We start from the raw sequence: 17,074 nt of genomic DNA, 5'->3' as shown, positions 1-17,074 counted from the left end.
GCGGCCGTGACGCAGGGTCCCCGGCAACGCAGGTCCCGGCAACTTTCCGGCGGGCACAAAAAAAGCGCCTTCGGCGCTCTTCAAGTTGCTGATCTGATTGGTGGGCCGTGATGGATTCGAACCATCGACCAAAAGATTAAAAGTCTTCTGCTCTACCGACTGAGCTAACGGCCCACTGTCCCGGCAGTGCGCCGGGGTGCGCATTCTACCCTACAGCGGCGTCAAGGCGAAATGGCGTAGTGGGTGGGGTCCGCGACGCCGGCGTCGGCGAAACCGGCGGCACGCAGGCGGCAGGCGTCGCAGTGGCCGCAGGCGCGTCCGTCGGCGTCGGCGCGGTAGCAGGACACGGTCAGGCCGAAGTCCACGCCCAGGCGCACGCCTTCACGCACGATGTCGGCCTTGCTGAGGAACTGCAGCGGTGCGTGCACGCGCAGGCCGGCGCCTTCCACGCCGGCCTTGGTGGCCAGGTTGGCCAGCACTTCGAAGGCGCGCACGAATTCGGGCCGGCAGTCGGGGTAACCCGAATAATCGACCGCGTTGACGCCACAGAACAGGTCGTTGGCGCCAATCACCTCGGCCCAGCCCAGTGCCAGCGACAGCATGATGGTGTTGCGCGCCGGCACGTAGGTGACCGGGATGCCGTCGCCACCGGCATCGGGCACGTCGATGTCGTCGGTGAGCGCCGAGCCGCCGATGCTGCGCAGGTCCACGTCCACCACTTTGTGCGCGATGACGCCCTGCGCCGCCGCCACGCGCGCGGCGGCGTCCAGCTCGGAGGTGTGGCGCTGGCCGTAGCGCACACTCAAGGCATGCACGGCAAAGCCCTGCTCCTGCGCAAGCGCGATGACGGCGGCGGAATCCATGCCCCCGGACAACAGAACAACGGCTTTTTTCATGACGGATCGGCAATCACAACGGAATAGGCGGAAAGGCTAGCAGGCTCGGCGTGGCACGGCGACCCGGCTGTCGCTGCGGCGGCAGCGGGATGCCGGGCAACGCGGCTGTGCCAAGTGCGCGGGCAGGGCAGCGATGCACCTGCAGGCCAATCCGGTGCGATAGCCTGCCGGCAGTTGCGCGCCTCGTTCATGGGTATTGCCCGCCCGCTTCGCGTGCGGCACGGCCGGTCTCAGCGCAGGCTCGCAGACGCGGCCTTGCGCAGGGCCTGGCCCAGCTGCTGCAAGGCGCTCGAGCGCACCGCAGCGCATTGCCAGTACAGCGGCACATCGAGCCAGCGTGTCGGGTCGATGATGACCACCTGCCTGTCGCGCACGGCTGGCACGACCATCGATTCCGGCGCCAGACACCAGCCGAGTCCGCGTGCGGCCGCTTCCACGAAACCGGTCGAGGTCGGCAGGTAGTGGATCGGCGGCGCCACCTGCGTACGGGTGATGCGGCGGACAAAGCGGGTCTGCAGCGTGTCCTTTCGGTTGAACACCAGCATCGGTGCGTGGGCCAGGGCCGCTGCGCTGAAGCCCTGCTTGAAATGCGTCGCAACGAATGCGGCCGATGCGATGGCGTGGTAACGCATCACTCCCAGCGCCTGCACATTGCAGCCCTGCAGCGGCTTGCGCTCGGCGGTGACGGCACCGAGCACCGCCCCGGAGCGCAACAGCTCCAGGGTGTGGTCCTGGTCGTCCATCTGCACATCGAAAAGAACGCCGTGCTCCCGGTGCAGCGCCGACAGGGCCGCCAGAAACCAAGTCTGCAGCGAGTCGTCGTTGACGGCGATGGCCAGCGTGCGCGGATGCCCGGCGCTGCTGTCGCCGGGAAGGAAGTCGGCGATCGCTTCGGATTCCAGGACCTGCATCGGCTTCACCCGGCGTAGCAGCGCTCGCCGGCCGGGGTAGGGCGGCAGGGGGCTTTGCGGATCACCAGCACCTGGCCGAGCCGGTCTTCCAATGCCTTGATCCGCTGCGAAATCGCCGACGGCGTCACCGACAGCCGCCGCGCAGCGGCGTCGAAGCTGCCTTCCTCGAGAACGGCAGCGAATGCAGCCAGTTGCGGATGCAGAAGATCCATGGCGTTTGGCAGGATTAGAAGTTCTAAGCAGGATACAGAAGATTTAGTTTTCCTAATTGCAGCGGAACGCCCAGCATTGGCGCCTGTGATCCGGGAGGTGCTCGTGTTCCTTCAAGCCGCAATCTCTGGCTTTATCGCCAGCGCAGGTCTCATCATCGCAATCGGTGCGCAGAATGCATTCGTGCTGCGGCAGGGACTGCAGCGCCAGCATGTCGGTCTGGTGGTGGCGATCTGCGCGTTTGGCGATATCGCGCTGATCGTGCTGGGCGTGGCCGGGATCGGCGTACTGGTGACGCAATGGCCGGAGCTGCTGCAGGGACTTCGCTATGCGGGAGCTGCATTTCTCGCGGCATATGGCGCGCTGGCTGCACGCAGGGCCTGGCGTGGCACCAGCGGGTTGGCGCCGTCGCAGGCCGGTGCGCAACGCTGGCAGCGTGCCATGCTGGCGTGCCTGGCATTTACCTTTCTCAACCCGCATGTCTATCTGGACACGATGCTGCTGCTGGGCAGCCTGGCCGCGCGTTACCCGGGCCAGCTGCGCTGGGCATTCGCGTCGGGTGCGTGCCTGGCCAGCATCGCGTGGTTTTCCGCTCTGGGCTATGGCGCGCGTTTGCTGCAGCCGGCCTTCCGCGATCCGCGGGCATGGCGTGTGCTGGATGCGGCGATCGCAGGATTCATGCTGGTGCTGTGCGCACTGTTGCTGCTGCCTGCGCAGGCGCTACCCTGAGGCCTACTGTTGCCGGAGTCGTTGTCATGTCGCCGCTGCGCGTTTCCACCGATCACTCCGAACTCGATGTTGCGCTGGTCCATCGCTACCTGGCCCAGCACAGCAGCTGGGCCAGGGACACCCCGCTGGCGGTGGTACAGCGCTCCATCGCCAACTCGCTATGCTTCGGCGGGTTTCTGCAGGGCGGGCAGGTGGCGTTTGCGCGGGTGGTTTCCGACTACGCAACCGTCGCCTATCTGGGCGATGTGTTCGTGTTGCCCGAGCATCAGGGCAAGGGCTATGGCAAGGCAATGATGGATGCGGTCATGGCGCACCCCGATCTACAGGGGCTGCGCCGTTTCAGCCTGGCCACCGGCGATGCGCATGGTCTCTATGCGCGCTACGGCTTCACGCCGCCGCTGGCTCCGCAGTCGCTGATGGAACGCTATCGTCCCGGTCTCTACACGCGCTAGCCGCGGTGGGCCGGCTGTTGCGCGGCCGTACCGGCATGGCACCGCCGGGGCAGAAAGACGGTTCAACGCGCTGCATGATGTTAGGCGAGCACTGCGACCTCGTCACCGCACAGTGCCGGCCAGGCATCGGCAGCGCGCATTGCCGCTAGCGATGAATCGCAGTTGCCGCCGCACAGGTGCCGATCCTGCCGCAGGTCGATGGCTTCCCACTCCCAGCGCGGCGAATGCGGCATCTGCCAGGCTGCCAACAGCACCGACATGCCGCCCTGGAGCATGAGCTGCCGCCGCCAGATCACGCGCGTGTCGAGATGGGCTTGTCGCCAGTGCGATAAGGCATCGTCGTATGGCTTTGCGTCTGCGTCCGCTGCGTATGCGCAAGCATGCACGCTGGCATGCTCATCGTTGATTGGGCGATGCAGATCGTAACTGTCGTTACTGGTATTCACGGGTGATCCTTCCTGATTGAGAAGGCGTGCCGAGCGGTGACGAGAGCACGCACGGACACACCTGCAGTGCCGGCATCGCCGGCTGCGGATGTCGTGGGTACCGATGGCTAAGATGCCGCCTGCGCTGCAGACGGTGGCCGGGCTACCATCCGGCCTGCTCTCTTTCGACCGGCGCAGCGTAACCAGGCATGGCGCTGGAAACAAGCGCTTTTGAGTGGTTTGCGTGCTTGTTTTCCAGGTTGTTTTGTGTGCACTGGGCGCGCGTTGCGGTGCCTGAGCTGTCTGCGCCGAATGCCGGTGAGCAGGCGGTATAAACGCAGAAAGCGCCCTGGCGGGCGCTTTCTTCGTATGCGATGGCATCAATGGCCGCGGGCACATCCGCGGTGTTGCATCAGCATGGCTGCACCGACGACCCGGTCGACGGCGCAGTGCCGGCCGCTGGCTCAGGCGTTGCGGACCTTGCTCAGCAGCTGTGCGACCGGTGCCGCTACGCGCGAGGCGGACTGCCGTGTCTGGCGTGCGTCGATCTTGAAGATCGCCACCGCATCGGTGAGCTGCACCGCCTGCTCTTCCATCGCGCGCGCGGCGGCAGTGGCTTCTTCCACCAGCGCGGCGTTCTGCTGGGTGGTTTCGTCCATATGCGTGATGGTCTGGTTGACCTGCTCGATTCCGGCCGACTGTTCCTGCGAGGCTGCAGAAATCTCGCCCATGATGTCGGTGACGCGTTGCACGCTGGCCACCACGTCACCCATGGTCTTGCCTGCGCTGTGCACCAGTGCCGAACCCTCGGCCACGCGTTGCACCGAGTCGTCGATGAGGTCCTTGATCTCCCTGGCGGCGCCGGAGGACCGCTGCGCGAGCGTGCGCACCTCCGAGGCCACCACGGCAAAGCCGCGGCCTTGCTCGCCGGCACGCGCGGCTTCCACCGCCGCATTCAAGGCCAGGATATTGGTCTGGAAGGCGATGCCGTCGATGACGCTGATGATGTCGGCGATCTTCCTGGACGAGGCTTCGATACCGGTCATGGTGTCCACCACCTTGCCGACCACCTCGCCACCTTGCGAGGCAACGCGTGCGGCGCCGATCGCCAGCTGGTTGGCCTCGCGTGCGCTCTCGGCATTCTGCTTGACGGTGGAGGTCAGCTCTTCCATCGATGCTGCGGTTTCTTCGAGGTTGGCCGCCTGCTGTTCGGTGCGTTGTGACAGGTCCTGGTTGCCGGCGGCGATTTCGCTGGCCGCGGAGTTGATCGACACGGCCGATTCCTGGATGTTGCCGACGATCTGCGCCAGCTGGCTGGCCGTGGTGTTGGCGTCATCGCGCATCTGTGCGAACACGCCGCGGAATTCGCCGCTCATACGTGCGGTCAAGTCGCCGGCGGCGATGGACTGCAGCAGCGACGACAGCGACTGCAGATTGCCGTCGGCCGTGGACATCAGGTGGTTGAGGCTTTCGACCATGATGCGGAAATCGAACTGGAAACGCTCGGCATCGCCGCGCGCGCTGAAGTCGCCATTGGCGGCGGCCTGGGCGAGGTGCTTGATCTCATGGTTCATCGCCGACAGGTTGAGCTTGACCTGCGACATGGTGTCGCTGAAAACGGCCTTTTCGCCGGGCAGCGGCTGCATGTCTTCGGAGAGTTCGCCAACCGCATACCGGCCCATGATGCGTGCCAGGTCGGTCTGCACTGCCACGTGCGAGGCAACCAGCAGGTTGGTGTCGTTGGCCATGCGCCCATAGTCGCCCGGGAATGCCGCCGCATCGATGCGGAAGCTGATCTGGCCGTTGTCGTGATGCCTGGCCATGTCGGTTTGCGCGGTGATCAGGTTACGTAGCTGCAGCTGCATCTTGTCCATGGCCTTGAGCAGACGGCCGGTTTCATCGTTGGCGTTGGTGTGCACATCGTTGTGCAGGTTGCCGGCCGCGATCGCTTCTGCGGTGCGTGTGGCCTGGCTGAGCGGCTGGGTCAGGCTGCGTGTGATCAGCCATGCGAGCAGGCCGCTGATGACCAGTGCGGCAATGCCGCCGGTGGCCAGGGTGATTTTGCCTCGATGCATCGAGGCAACCGCGGCCGCGTAGGCATCCTTGCTGAGGCGGCGCTCCAGTGCAGCGTTCTCGCGGATCGCCGTCTGCTGCGCATCCATGGCCGCTGCGGCGTCGCCTTGCAGCAAGGCCTGCGCTTCCTGGTTCTGATCGCGGAGGCCGTATTCGAGAATCTGGTTATTGAGCTTGACCGAGATGTCGCGCTTTTCCTGCACCAGGTCGAGCGCCTGTTTTTCAGCCGCGCTGCTGGGCAGTGCGGCCAAGGCGTCGTGTGCCTGCTTGTAGCGTGCGCGGTTCTTTTCGATCATGTCCATCGAACGGCGATTGGCCGCGTCGCCAGAGACCATGACGATGTCGCGCAGGCCGATTGCCACGTTGGTGTTGGCGTCGAGCATTTCCGAGGACAGCTGTATCCTCTCCATGTTGCTGTTGACGATGGTGTCCAGCTCGAAACGGGCGTTGGACATGGTGACTAGGCCGGTGGCCACAAGCAGGCCCGACAATAGGATCAAGATGCCAAAGGCCATGCCCAAGCGGCGGCCGACATTGAGGCGTTGCAGATATGTATTCATGACCGCATCCAGGTAGTGCAACTGAGGGGCTTGATGAATGGGTCATCCACCAGAGCGTCTTGCCCCAGCTAGCGGCCGGATTGCGACGAGCTAAAGGCTCGTATTTGAAAGTACTTATATTGAATTCATCGTGTGGAAGAAATTTCCCGACAGCCGTCCGCAGCGGCCTGACATGCGCGCAGAAATTGCTTGTTTCTCGCGTTATTGCTGGATCGAAGCGTGCCAACGGCGGAACGATTTTCCGACGTTCTGCTGACAGGTGGACGCACTCAGGGCAAAGACGGTGCTGGGACAGGATCCAATTCATCCTGTGTCGCGATGCCGGCAAGACGCGTGTCTTCAAGCAGCGCCAGCGCCGGTGTAGCGGGGTCACGCGATTCGATCGGCTCTGCTGCGGTGCGGCTAGTCGGCCTTGCCACGTGCACCCTGCAAGCTGGCTTGGCCGGCTGCTGTTGTTGGCGGCATGCATCGCGCGTGAGGCATCACGCGCGTGGCGGCACTGTGGGTCTTGCGCTCAACCTTCCAGTGCAGCGAGCACCTCTGCATGCAGCTGCTCGGCGCCGCTTTCGGTATTGAAGCGTGCAAAGATTTCCTCGCCGGAGAGCAGGCCGACCCGGACAGAGTGGCAGTACGAGCCGAAGTTTTCGCCTGCATTGAAGGGATCGCTGATGACGGAGATATGGTTGAGGCGGACCCGGGTGGTGCCGAACTTGATGAACATCTGCAATCTCCTGTGTGAGCGCCCAGTTTCCCATGTTGTCGGGCGGTGCAGAAGCCGGCCTCACGCATCCATCGACCCAGCACGTACACTGCCGTGCCCTGAAACCGAGCTCGCCCGATGTCCAATCCGATCCGTCTCGACAAATGCGTGGCCGCGCTGTTCGGCTGCTCGCGTGGCGAGGCGCAGCAGTACATCGAAGGCGGCTGGGTCAGTGTGGACGGGGCCGTGGTCGAAGAGCCGCAAGCCTTGGCCACTGCAGCGCAGGTGACGCTGGCGGAAGACGCCGTGCTCGCAGCTGCCGAGCCTGCCACGCTGCTGCTGCACAAACCGGCAGGCATGAGCGCCGAAGCGGCGCTGGCACTGGCCACGCCGGCAACGCGCAGCGCACTGGACCAGCTCGAGATGCGTGTGCTGAAGCGGCACTTCCTGCGCTTGAACGCGCCGCTGCCGCTGGAGGACGAGGCGAGCGGCTTGCTGGTGCTGAGCCAGGACGGCCGCGTGCTGCGCAGGCTCAGTGCCGATGCGACCTCGATCGAACAGGAATTCCTGGTGGAGGTGCGCGGTGAGCTGCGCCCGTATGGCATGGCGCGGCTTGCGCATGGCCTGGTGTATCAGCAGCGCAGCCTGTCGCCGTGCAAGGTGAGCTGGCAGAACGAGGAGCGCTTGCGGTTTGCGATCAAGCACGTGCAACCCGGCCAGCTGCGTTACATGTGCGCTGAGGTGGGGCTGGAGGTGGTCAGCATCCGGCGCCTGCGCGTGGGCCGTGTGTCGCTGGGCAAGCTGGCCATCGGTGAATGGCGCTATCTGCCGACAGGCGAGCGGTTCTGATTGGCGTCGGTTTTCGGCGCGCCTAATCGCAAGGCGGTCGCCTGCCGATGCTGCTGACACGGCACATGCATACAATCCGCGCGGCCTCAACGCAGCGATGTCGCTGCGGGGCCTCGCTTTCCAGACAGCGTTAGCACTGCTGCGCTGTTACGCGGGAAGTAGCGTGTGTTGGCCGTGCCAGGCAGAGGCCGGCCGGGACCGGCGCCCGGTATCAGCAACTCAGGGTAAGTGCGTATCGAGCGCGGGATACGTCGCATCCCGATGTCTGGCGTGCTTCCTGCGTTGCTTACTTCTTGTTGCGCTTCTTCTTGGCGCGGGTCACCAGCCAGAACACCACAGCGATCACGCCGATAACCAGAATGACGAAAGCCGGTGACAGAAACGAATTGTCGCCCATGGGAATTTCCTGAAAGTCTTCGCAGCCAAGTGCTGCACTGACATCAGCCTAGCGAGCGGCCTGCTTGATGGCGTGAAATACACTGCATTCGTCCCTCGCAGCAGCGGTGCATCGCCATCCGCGCAAGAGCACGCTATAGCTGCGAGCGCGGTTGCTGGGCATCTGGCTGCCGGCGCTGCCGTGGCAATACCGGCGCACTGCCGCTGTGCTGGCGGCAACGGCAAGCCGATAAGTCTCAAGCCACAAGCGCATAAGGAGCAGCGTTTGGAGGTGATCAATTCAACGCGCATGCAACGCCAGCGCGTGAGCTCAGCCGCGATGAGCATCGGCACAGATCGAGCTGCAGGTTGGAGCTCGTAACGTTGGAGCTCGGATACAGGGCCGGCGTGTCACCGAGCAGTTCGACTGCAAACCCAAGTGAGCCGTCTGTGCTTGCGCACGAACGACTCTTTCGTCGAGTAAAGCGCGCAGCCAGGCTGATGGACGACCAACCCACCACGATGTGGGAGCCGCTTGGCCGGTGCCGGCAATGTTCCGGCAGGGGCGTGCTCGAGTTGAGCGGCCCAACAGGCCTCGCGTCCGGTGGCTGCAGTCTAAATGAGGTGCGCATCACGTAAATAGGGGCCGCGCCGACAGTCTGTCGGGACGTTTCCGACATTTATCGTCCCATCGGGATGCGTCGATCCGTACCCCAGCCTGGTCACATCAACGAAGGTCGAGCTGCAGCGGAAGCCATCACATCGATCTGCGCGGCGCCGCTGCCCTTATGCGACCGGGGTAGGGAGCACCCGGTGCTTGGCCATCACGCTGCGGATGGCGCTCAGCAGCTGCTCGGGGGTATAGGGCTTTTCGAGGAAGGCCACACCGTCCGGCAGGATCTCTTCCACATACTCGACCGCAAGTCCGGAGGTCAGCAGCACGGGCAGGTTATATGGGGCGTGCGCCGTCTTGAGCGCCAGATCCACGCCGGTCAGACCGCCCGGGAAATGGATGTCGGAAAACAGCACATCCACGCGCGGGTCGCTTTCGATCAGGGTCAGCGCTTCTTCGACCGAGCCTGCGCTACGGCAGGTAAAACCATAGCTTTCCAGCACAAGGCAGCTGAGTTGTCGGGTGCCATCGCCATCTTCGACGACGAATACAACTGGCCGTTCCTTGTTCTGTGACATGAGCACGTCTCGTAAGGCAGGCCACATTCTCAGCGATGCGGCAGTGAACCCTCTGTCAACGCAGACGGAGCCGTACGGTTACCAGCCGAATGGGCCGGGGCCATAGCCGCCGGGGCCGTAGCGCGGCCCGAACAGCGCGCCTTCGCCGCGTCCGACGCTGATGCTGACGCCGATCTGGTGCGCCTTGCCGTCGTCGTCGTAATAGGTCTTGCAGGAATTCAGGTTGACGGCCTGCCAGTTGCTGTTGCCGCCGCGGTTGGAATAGCCCATGCCGGTTTCGACCGCGCCATGCAGCTTGCCCTGGCATTGTTCGGCGCGTTCGGCAGCGAGCGAGGCCGCGCTGGGGCGGGTCAACGCAGGCTTGGGGCCGCTCTTGTCGCCGTAGAAGGTGCCCGGCGGGTCGGTGCTGTATTCGGGATCGGAGCGGTACTGCACCGGGGCTTGCGGAACGCTCAGGTCCAGCGACCGCGCCGACCCCGGCTCGGCGCTGCTCTCGCCGGCCTGGGCAAGCGCGCTGCCGGCGGCAAACAGAGTGGCCAGAAGAAGCAGGCTGCGTTTCATGGGTGGACTCTACTCAAGAGGGACTGACAGCGCGTGCCAGATCGCCTTGTGAAACTAGCAACGGCTGATTGAATGCGCGCTGTCGATTCTGCGGATTTTTGTGCCAGCGCCGCCACTGCGATGATACATGCCGTTGCATCAGCCCTGCTCGCGCACGATCTCGATCAGTTGCGCTCCATAGCGGGCCAGTTTGCCGCCACCGATACCGCCGACACGCGACAGTGCGTCGATGCTGGTCGGGCGCTGTTCGGCGATATTGCGCAGCGTGCTGTCGTGGAAGATCACGAAGGCCGGCACGTTCTGCTCCTTGGCCAGCTCCGCGCGCAGGCCGCGCAAGGCATTGAACAGCACCAGATCCTGCGGCTGCACCGGCAGGCCGGTCCGCTGCGCGCTGCGCTCGCGCCCGGCAGCCGGGTTCTCGCGCCGCATCATCACCTGGCGCTCGCCCTTGAGCACCTGGCGGCTGGCATCGGTCAGGCGCAGCCCGCCGTGGCCCTCGCTGTCGACCTCCAGCAGGCTGGCGGCCACCAGCTGGCGAAACACCCCGCGCCAGGTGCGCTCGTCCAGGTCGCGGCCGATGCCGTAGGTGCTCAGCTGGTCGTGGCCGAGCTGCTTGATGCGCTCGTTCTCGCTGCCGCGCAGGATGTCGATCAGGTGGCCCACACCGAAGCGCTGCCCGCTGCGGTACACGCAACTGAGCGCCTTCTGCGAGGCCACGGTGGCGTCCCAGGCGGCGGCAGGCGTCAGGCAGTTGTCGCAGTTGCCGCAGGGCTTGGGATAGGTCTCGCCGAAGCCGGCCAGCAGCACCTGGCGGCGGCATTGCATCGATTCGCAGTAGCCGAGCAGGTGATCGAGTTTGGCGCGCTCCAGCCGCTTGCGCTCCTCGGCCGCTTCGCCCTGTTCGATCATCTGCTTGAGCAGCACCACATCGCCCAGGCCATAGCAGAGCCAGGCCTCGGCGGGGTCGCCATCGCGGCCGGCGCGGCCGGTTTCCTGGTAGTAGCCTTCCAGCGATTTGGGCAGATCCACATGCGCCACGAAGCGCACGTCCGGCTTGTCGATACCCATGCCGAAGGCGATCGTGGCGGCCATGATGATGCCGTCCTCGCGCAGGAAGCGGCGCTGGTTTTCCGCGCGCACCTCGGCCGGCAGGCCGGCATGGTAGGGCAGGGCGTTGAAGCCCTGCGAGCACAGATACTGCGCGGTCTCCTCGACCTTGCGCCGCGACATCGCATAGACGATGCCGGCCGAGCCGCGGTGGCGGCCCAGGAACTCCTGCAGCTGCTTGCGCGCGTTGTCCTTCTGCACCACGGTGTAACGGATGTTGGGGCGGTCGAAGGAGCTGACGAAGTGGCGCGCGTCGACCAGGTCCAGGCGTTCGGCGATCTCGCGCTGGGTTGGCGGATCGGCGGTGGCGGTCAGCGCCATGCGCGGGATGTGCGGCCAGCGTTCGTGCAGCACCGTGAGCTGGCGGTATTCGGGACGGAAATCGTGGCCCCATTGCGAAACGCAATGCGCCTCGTCGATGGCGAACAGTGCGATGCGGCTACGTTCCAGCAAGGACAGGAAGCGCGGGTTCAGCAGGCGCTCCGGGGCGACGTAGAGCAGGTCCAGATCGCCCGACAGCAGGGCGCGTTCGACCCGCTGGGCGTTCTCCGCGTCCAGGGTGGAATTGAGGAATTCGGCGCGCACGCCGAGCTGGCGCAAGGCCTCGACCTGATCCTGCATCAGCGCGATCAGCGGCGAGACCACGATGCCGATGCCGTCGCGCAACAGCGCTGGCACTTGATAGCACAGCGACTTGCCGCCACCGGTGGGCATCAGCACCAGGGCATCGTTACCCGCAGCGACGTGTTCGACAATGGCTTGCTGTGGGCCGCGGAAGTCGTCGTAACCGAAGACGCGGCTGAGCAGTTCGTGGGCGGGGGAAGACATCTGCTTAGGATACCGCGCAGGTCAAGCCCTGGTCGGTGTCAGGCTGACGCTGTTGCGCGATGGTGCGTCGGGGATTGCCGCGATGTGGTGGGTGTGCCTACGAGTGCTGATGCGGACGTTGCTGAATATGCGGCGTGCGGCATGGAAAATGGCCGGTGGCCGAGCGTTGCCTAAGGCGATTGGAGCTTCGCTCCGTAAGCTCACCCCAACCCCCGCTCGCGCCCCGGCCCGCGCCTGCAGTGCGGGCGCTCCAAGGCACGTGAGCCCATGGCGCGCCAGCTGTGCCTCCTCGCTCCGAGGGGAGAGGGGCTCTGTGTCTAACTTATGCAGCAGGGGCCCAAGGTTTCGGCGCAGCGAAACCTTGGGCAAACCCGCGGGGGTGAAGCCCAGGGGGTTACTGCAGCAGCGAACGCAGCATCCAGGCATACTTCTCGTGGGTCTGCAGGCGCTGGGTCAGCAGGTCCACGGTCGGGTCGTCGCCGGCGTCGTCAGCGGTGCCCAGCACCTTGCGTGCGGTGCGGCAGACCGCCTCGTTGCCGCTGACCAGCTGGCGCACCATTTCACGCCAGTCGGCGCTGTCGCTCAGCCCCTGTTCTTCCGGGATCGAGGTCAGGGCAACGAACTCGCTGTAGGAGCCCGGTGCGTTGTAGCCCAGGGCGCGGATGCGCTCGGCCACTTCGTCCAGCGCGGCCCACTGCTCGGTGTATTGAGTCTCGAACATGGTGTGCAGCGAGTTGAACATCGACCCCGTGACATTCCAGTGGAAGTTGTGGGTCTTCAGATACAAGGTGAAGGCGTCAGCCATGTAGCGGGCCAGACCGTCGGAGATCTGCTTGCGATCGCTGTCCTTGATCCCGATATCGATATGTGGTGCCGATGCTGCGGCGACCGGCAGTGCGTCCAATGCTTCATTGATGACGACGGGCTTGTTGGCGTTCTTTTTCTTGGACATGTGGATGGTCCTCCTGAGGAAACTGATATCGGGTCACAATAGACAGGCTAAAGGATCTCTTGTCATTCAATCTTTCACATTTTTCCATCAATGAGCGCTATCGACACCGACCTTGCCAACACCTTGCGTGAGCGCCGCCGCGCCGTCGATGGCGCGATGAGCCGCGACCGTGGCCGGCTGCTCGGTCTATGGTCGCGCTGGCAAGGCAAGCCCGGCAACCCGCAGGTGCGCGAGGCGTTCGAGCAGGCGCTGGCGGCATCGCAGGCGCAACGCCAGGCGCGCGCCGAGCAGCAGCCGGCCATCACACTCGATGAGCAACTGCCGATCGCGCGCGAGGCCGAGCGCATCATCGCGCTGATCCGTGACCATCAAGTGGTTGTCATCGCCGGCGAAACCGGTTCGGGCAAGACCACCCAGCTGCCCAAGCTGTGTCTGGCGGCCGGGCGTGGTGCGGCCGGCATGATCGGCTGCACCCAGCCACGCCGGATCGCCGCGCGCGCGGTGGCGGCGCGCGTGGCAGAGGAGCTGAAGACGCCGTTGGGCACCACGGTGGGCTTCCAGGTGCGCTTCACCGACCGGGTCGGCGAGCAGTCGCGGATCAAGTTCATGACCGACGGCATCCTGCTGGCCGAGATTGCCAGCGACCGCTGGTTGTCGGCCTACGACACCATCATCGTGGACGAAGCGCACGAACGCAGCCTCAACATCGATTTTTTGCTGGGCTATCTCAAGCAGTTGCTGCAAAAGCGCTCCGATCTGAAGTTGATCGTCACCTCGGCCACCATCGATACCGAGCGCTTCGCCCAGCATTTCGACAATGCGCCGGTGATCGATGTGGAAGGCCGCACCTTCCCGGTCGAAGTGCGCTACCGGCCGCTCGAAGGCGAGGCCGGCGACACTGACGACGGCGAACGTGGCAATGGCCGCGATGGCGAACGCACCGTCAACGATGCGATCGTGGCGGCGATCGACGAGATCACCCGCATCGATCCGCGTGGCGACGTGCTGATGTTCCTGCCCGGCGAGCGCGAGATCCGCGACGCGCACCAGTCGCTGGAACGGCGCAAGTACCGCGAAACCGAAGTGGTGCCGCTGTACGCGCGGCTGTCGGCGGCCGACCAGGACCGCGTGTTCAACCCGGGGCCGCGTCGGCGCCTGGTGCTGGCCACCAATGTGGCCGAAACCTCGCTGACGGTGCCGCGCATCCGCTACGTGGTGGACCCGGGTTTTGCGCGGATCAAGCGCTACAGCCCGCGGCAGAAGCTGGACCGGCTGCATATCGAGCCGATCTCCCAGGCCAGCGCCAACCAGCGCATGGGCCGCTGCGGGCGCATTGCCGAGGGCATCTGCTACCGCCTGTATGCCGAAGCGGACTTTGCCGCGCGGCCGGCATTCACCGATCCGGAAATCCGCCGCTCGTCGCTGTCGGGCGTGATCCTGCGCATGCTGCAACTGGGGCTGGGGCGGATCGAGGATTTTCCGTTCCTGGAAGCGCCGGACGAGCGTGCGGTCGCCGATGGCTGGCAGCAGTTGCTGGAGCTGGGCGCGATCGACGGCAACCGCCGCCTGACCGCGACCGGCCGCCAGATGGCGCGCCTGCCGGTGGACGTCAAGCTGGCGCGCATGCTGGTGGCCGCGCAACAGCACGGCTGCCTGCGCGAGATGATCATCATCGCCGCCTTCCTGGGCATCCAGGATCCGCGCGAGCGCCCGCCCGAGGCACGCGAAGCGGCCGACAACGCGCATGCGTTGTTTGCCGACGCACGCTCGGAATTCGTCGGTATCCTGCGCTTGTGGGAGGCCTACCGACAGGTGCACGAAGATCTCACCCAGTCCAAGCTGCGTGACTGGTGCAACAGGCATTTTCTCGGCTTCCTGCGCATGCGTGAATGGCGTGAGCTGCATCGGCAGCTGCGCCTGTTGTGCGAAGAGCTGGGTTGGAGCGAAGAGCCGGCCACCGCGATGCTGGCGCCACTGCTGGCCGGTGCCAGCGCGCCTGCGCGCGAGGATGGGCACAACGCCAACCGGCCCACGCGCGGGCAGCTGCATCGCGCTGCGCGGCTGGCACGAGAAGGCAAGCCGGATCCGAACGCGCCACCTGCACAACCCACCTCTGCCGCTGCCGCCAAACAGGCCGAAGCGGCCGAAGCCACGGCACGCACCAGCGAGCGCGAACGTGCAGCGGCGTATCAGGCCCTGCACCGCGCGCTGCTGGCCGGCCTGCCCACGCAGATCGGCCATCGCACCGAAAAAGGCGACTTTCTCGCGGCGCGGCAACGCCGGTTCGTGCCGTTCCCCGGCTCGGCATTGGCACGCAAGCCGCCGCCGTGGATTCTGGCGGCTACGCTGCTGGACACGCAAAAAGTCTGGGGCATGACCAATGCCGCGATCGAGCCGGACTGGGCGATCGCCGAGCTGGGGCATCTGCTGGCACGCAAGCATTTCGACCCGCATTGGTCGCGTGCGCAGGGGCAGGTGGTGGCGTCCGAACAGATCAGCCTGTTCGGCCTGGTGCTGGCGCCGAAGAAGCCGGTCCATTTCGGCAAGATCGACCCGGCCGGCGCGCATGACCTGTTCGTACGCCAGGGCCTGGTCACGGGCGAGATCAATACGCGTGCGGCGTTCATCGCCGACAACCTCAAAGTGCTGGAGCAGGCGCGCGAAGAAGAAGCCAAGCTGCGCCGCGCCGGCATCGTGGCCGACGAAGACTGGCAGGCGCGCTGGTATCTGGACCGTATCCCGGCCGAACTGCATTCGGCCAGCGGGCTGGATGCGTGGTGGAAAACCCTGCCGCCGGACAAGCGCCGCAGCCTGCACTGGAGCTTGAATGACCTGTTGCCGGGCGAAGGCAGCGAGGCCGATCGTTTTCCGAAGTATTTCCCGCTGGGCGATGCGCGGTTGCCGCTGCATTACCGCTTCGAGCCGGGCGCCATCGATGACGGGGTGACGCTGGACGTGCCGCTGCACCTGCTCAACGCGCTGGATCCGGCGCGGCTGTCGTGGCTGGCGCCGGGCTTCGTCGCCGACAAGGCATCGGCCTTGATTCGCAGCCTGCCCAAGGCGCAGCGGCGCAACTATGTGCCGGCCCCGGATTTCGGGCGCGCGTTCTACGAGGCCTACAGCATCGCCTCGGCCGACGACATCCGCGGCGAGCTGGCGCGCTTTCTGACCAAGACCACCGGCACGCAGGTGGCGGCGCTGGATTTTGACGAAGAGTCGCTGGACACGCATCTGCTGATGAACCTGCGCCTGCGCGATGACGACGGCAAGGTGCTGGCCGAGTCGCGCGATCTGGACGGATTGCGCGCCCACTTTGGCGAGCGTGCCGGCCAGGCCTTCGCCGCGCGTGCAGGGCGCGCGCTGGCTGCCGAGGGCTTGCGCGATTTTCCGTCCACGCCGATTCCCGAACAGGTTGCCGGCGAAGCCGGCGTGCCGGCCTATCCGGCGCTGGTGGATCAGGGCGACGACGCGGCGCTGCGCATCTTTGCCGACCGCAACGAGGCGGCGCAGGCGCATCCGCGCGGCGTGCGCCGGCTGCTGGAAATCGCGCTGGCCGACAAGATCAAGCAGGCGCGCAAGCAGTTGCCGGTGTCGCCCAAGACCGGCCTGCTGTATGCGGCGATCGAATCGCAGGAGCGCCTGCGCGGCGATCTGGTCGATGCCGCGCTCAACGCGGTGCTGGCCGATGGTCTGGGCGCCATCCGCGACCCCGGTGCCTTTGCGCAGCGCCGCGACGAGGCGATCAAGCGGCTGTTCGGCGAGGCGATGGAGCGGCTGAAGCTGGCCGAAAGCATTCTCGCTGCGGTGGCCGAGCTCAAGCCCCTGCTGGAAGCGCCGTTGATGGGCTGGGCGCGCGGCAACCTGGACGATATGGAGCAACAGCTGCGCGCGCTGGTGCACGCCGGCTTCCTGCGCGAAACACCGGCCGAGGCGTTGGCCAATTACCCGCGCTATCTCAAGGCCATGATCCTGCGGACCGAGCGCGCCAAACGCGATCCGGCCCGCGACCAGGCGCGCATGCTCGAACTCAAGCCGTTCGTGGATGCATTGGACCAGGCGGCTGCGCGTGGTCTGCAGCAACGTGATGAATGGCAGTCGCTGCGCTGGGATCTGGAGGAGTTGCGTGTGTCGGTGTTTGCGCAGGAGCTGGGTGCCAAATCGGGCGTGTCGGCGAAGAAGCTGTCGCAGCGGGTGGCCGCGTTGCGCAACTGACTGGTGCCGGAGGCGCTGGTGACGACGGCTTGCCGCCATCGCC

General features: G+C 65.5%; 12 protein-coding genes, 1 tRNA gene and 1 pseudogene. 4 read left to right on the top strand and 10 right to left on the bottom strand.

Annotation, left to right across the window (positions count from 1 at the left end; all coding sequences use genetic code 11):
• Window positions 1-98 precede the first annotated feature (98 nt).
• The 3 genes and pseudogenes from ABQY64_RS15385 to ABQY64_RS15375 all read right to left on the bottom strand — a co-directional run bounded on the left by ABQY64_RS15385 (window position 99) and on the right by ABQY64_RS15375 (window position 2,019).
• A tRNA-Lys gene (locus ABQY64_RS15385) sits at window positions 99-174 on the bottom strand.
• Between the two features lie 47 nt (window positions 175-221).
• Window positions 222-896 carry a 7-cyano-7-deazaguanine synthase QueC gene (gene queC, locus ABQY64_RS15380; RefSeq protein WP_039519526.1) on the bottom strand — a complete coding sequence of 225 codons (675 nt, stop codon included), beginning with the start codon at window positions 894-896 and terminating at the stop codon, window positions 222-224.
• Window positions 897-1,126: 230 nt separating this feature from the next.
• Window positions 1,127-2,019 (bottom strand): annotated as a pseudogene (locus ABQY64_RS15375) (LysR family transcriptional regulator ArgP).
• Between the two features lie 76 nt (window positions 2,020-2,095).
• Between ABQY64_RS15375 and ABQY64_RS15370 the strand changes: the two are divergent.
• Both ABQY64_RS15370 and ABQY64_RS15365 read left to right on the top strand, forming a co-directional pair.
• Complete coding sequence (locus ABQY64_RS15370) at window positions 2,096-2,746, top strand: LysE/ArgO family amino acid transporter (protein ID WP_227024003.1); 651 nt, start codon at window positions 2,096-2,098, stop codon at window positions 2,744-2,746.
• A 26-nt stretch (window positions 2,747-2,772) separates the two neighbouring features.
• Window positions 2,773-3,198 (top strand): GNAT family N-acetyltransferase, encoded by a 426-nt coding sequence (locus ABQY64_RS15365; protein ID WP_349779899.1) that lies wholly within the window; start codon window positions 2,773-2,775, stop codon window positions 3,196-3,198.
• A gap of 80 nt (window positions 3,199-3,278) precedes the next feature.
• On the opposite strand, the gene ABQY64_RS15360 is transcribed toward ABQY64_RS15365, so the two are convergent.
• The 3 genes from ABQY64_RS15360 to ABQY64_RS15350 form a co-directional block, all read right to left on the bottom strand.
• Window positions 3,279-3,458, bottom strand: a complete 180-nt coding sequence (locus ABQY64_RS15360; protein WP_126967615.1) for a hypothetical protein — start codon at window positions 3,456-3,458, stop codon at window positions 3,279-3,281.
• Window positions 3,459-4,087: 629 nt separating this feature from the next.
• Window positions 4,088-6,256, bottom strand: a complete 2,169-nt coding sequence (locus ABQY64_RS15355) for a methyl-accepting chemotaxis protein (protein WP_104555596.1) — start codon at window positions 6,254-6,256, stop codon at window positions 4,088-4,090.
• 514 nt (window positions 6,257-6,770) lie between these two features.
• Window positions 6,771-6,977 carry a hypothetical protein gene (locus ABQY64_RS15350; RefSeq protein ID WP_016904346.1) on the bottom strand — a complete coding sequence of 69 codons (207 nt, stop codon included), beginning with the start codon at window positions 6,975-6,977 and terminating at the stop codon, window positions 6,771-6,773.
• A gap of 117 nt (window positions 6,978-7,094) precedes the next feature.
• Between ABQY64_RS15350 and ABQY64_RS15345 the strand changes: the two genes are divergently transcribed.
• Window positions 7,095-7,805: an rRNA pseudouridine synthase gene (locus ABQY64_RS15345; protein ID WP_349779898.1), complete on the top strand. Its 711-nt coding sequence runs from the start codon at window positions 7,095-7,097 to the stop codon at window positions 7,803-7,805.
• A 1,161-nt stretch (window positions 7,806-8,966) separates the two neighbouring features.
• Here the strand turns inward: ABQY64_RS15345 and ABQY64_RS15340 are convergent.
• The 4 genes from ABQY64_RS15340 to ABQY64_RS15325 all read right to left on the bottom strand — a co-directional run bounded on the left by ABQY64_RS15340 (window position 8,967) and on the right by ABQY64_RS15325 (window position 12,819).
• Entirely contained in the window at window positions 8,967-9,371 is a 405-nt protein-coding gene (locus ABQY64_RS15340) for a response regulator (protein WP_016903708.1), read from the bottom strand.
• Between the two features lie 78 nt (window positions 9,372-9,449).
• A complete protein-coding gene (locus ABQY64_RS15335) occupies window positions 9,450-9,932 on the bottom strand; it encodes a hypothetical protein (RefSeq protein WP_016903709.1) in 483 nt (160 codons plus the stop codon).
• Window positions 9,933-10,070: 138 nt separating this feature from the next.
• Entirely contained in the window at window positions 10,071-11,867 is a 1,797-nt protein-coding gene (recQ, locus tag ABQY64_RS15330; protein WP_039519542.1) for a DNA helicase RecQ, read from the bottom strand.
• Between the two features lie 394 nt (window positions 11,868-12,261).
• Window positions 12,262-12,819, bottom strand: a complete 558-nt coding sequence (locus ABQY64_RS15325; protein ID WP_016903711.1) for a Dps family protein — start codon at window positions 12,817-12,819, stop codon at window positions 12,262-12,264.
• A gap of 90 nt (window positions 12,820-12,909) precedes the next feature.
• Between ABQY64_RS15325 and hrpA the strand changes: the two genes are divergently transcribed.
• Entirely contained in the window at window positions 12,910-17,031 is a 4,122-nt protein-coding gene (gene hrpA, locus ABQY64_RS15320; protein WP_349779897.1) for an ATP-dependent RNA helicase HrpA, read from the top strand.
• Window positions 17,032-17,074: the final 43 nt, after the last annotated feature.

It is taken from the genome of Xanthomonas sp. WHRI 7065 (assembly GCF_040203115.2).
GTDB classification, from domain to species: Bacteria; Pseudomonadota; Gammaproteobacteria; order Xanthomonadales; family Xanthomonadaceae; genus Xanthomonas; species Xanthomonas arboricola.
The sequence above is the reverse complement of the archived record's forward strand: the minus strand, read 5'-3'. Positions and strand labels throughout refer to the sequence as shown.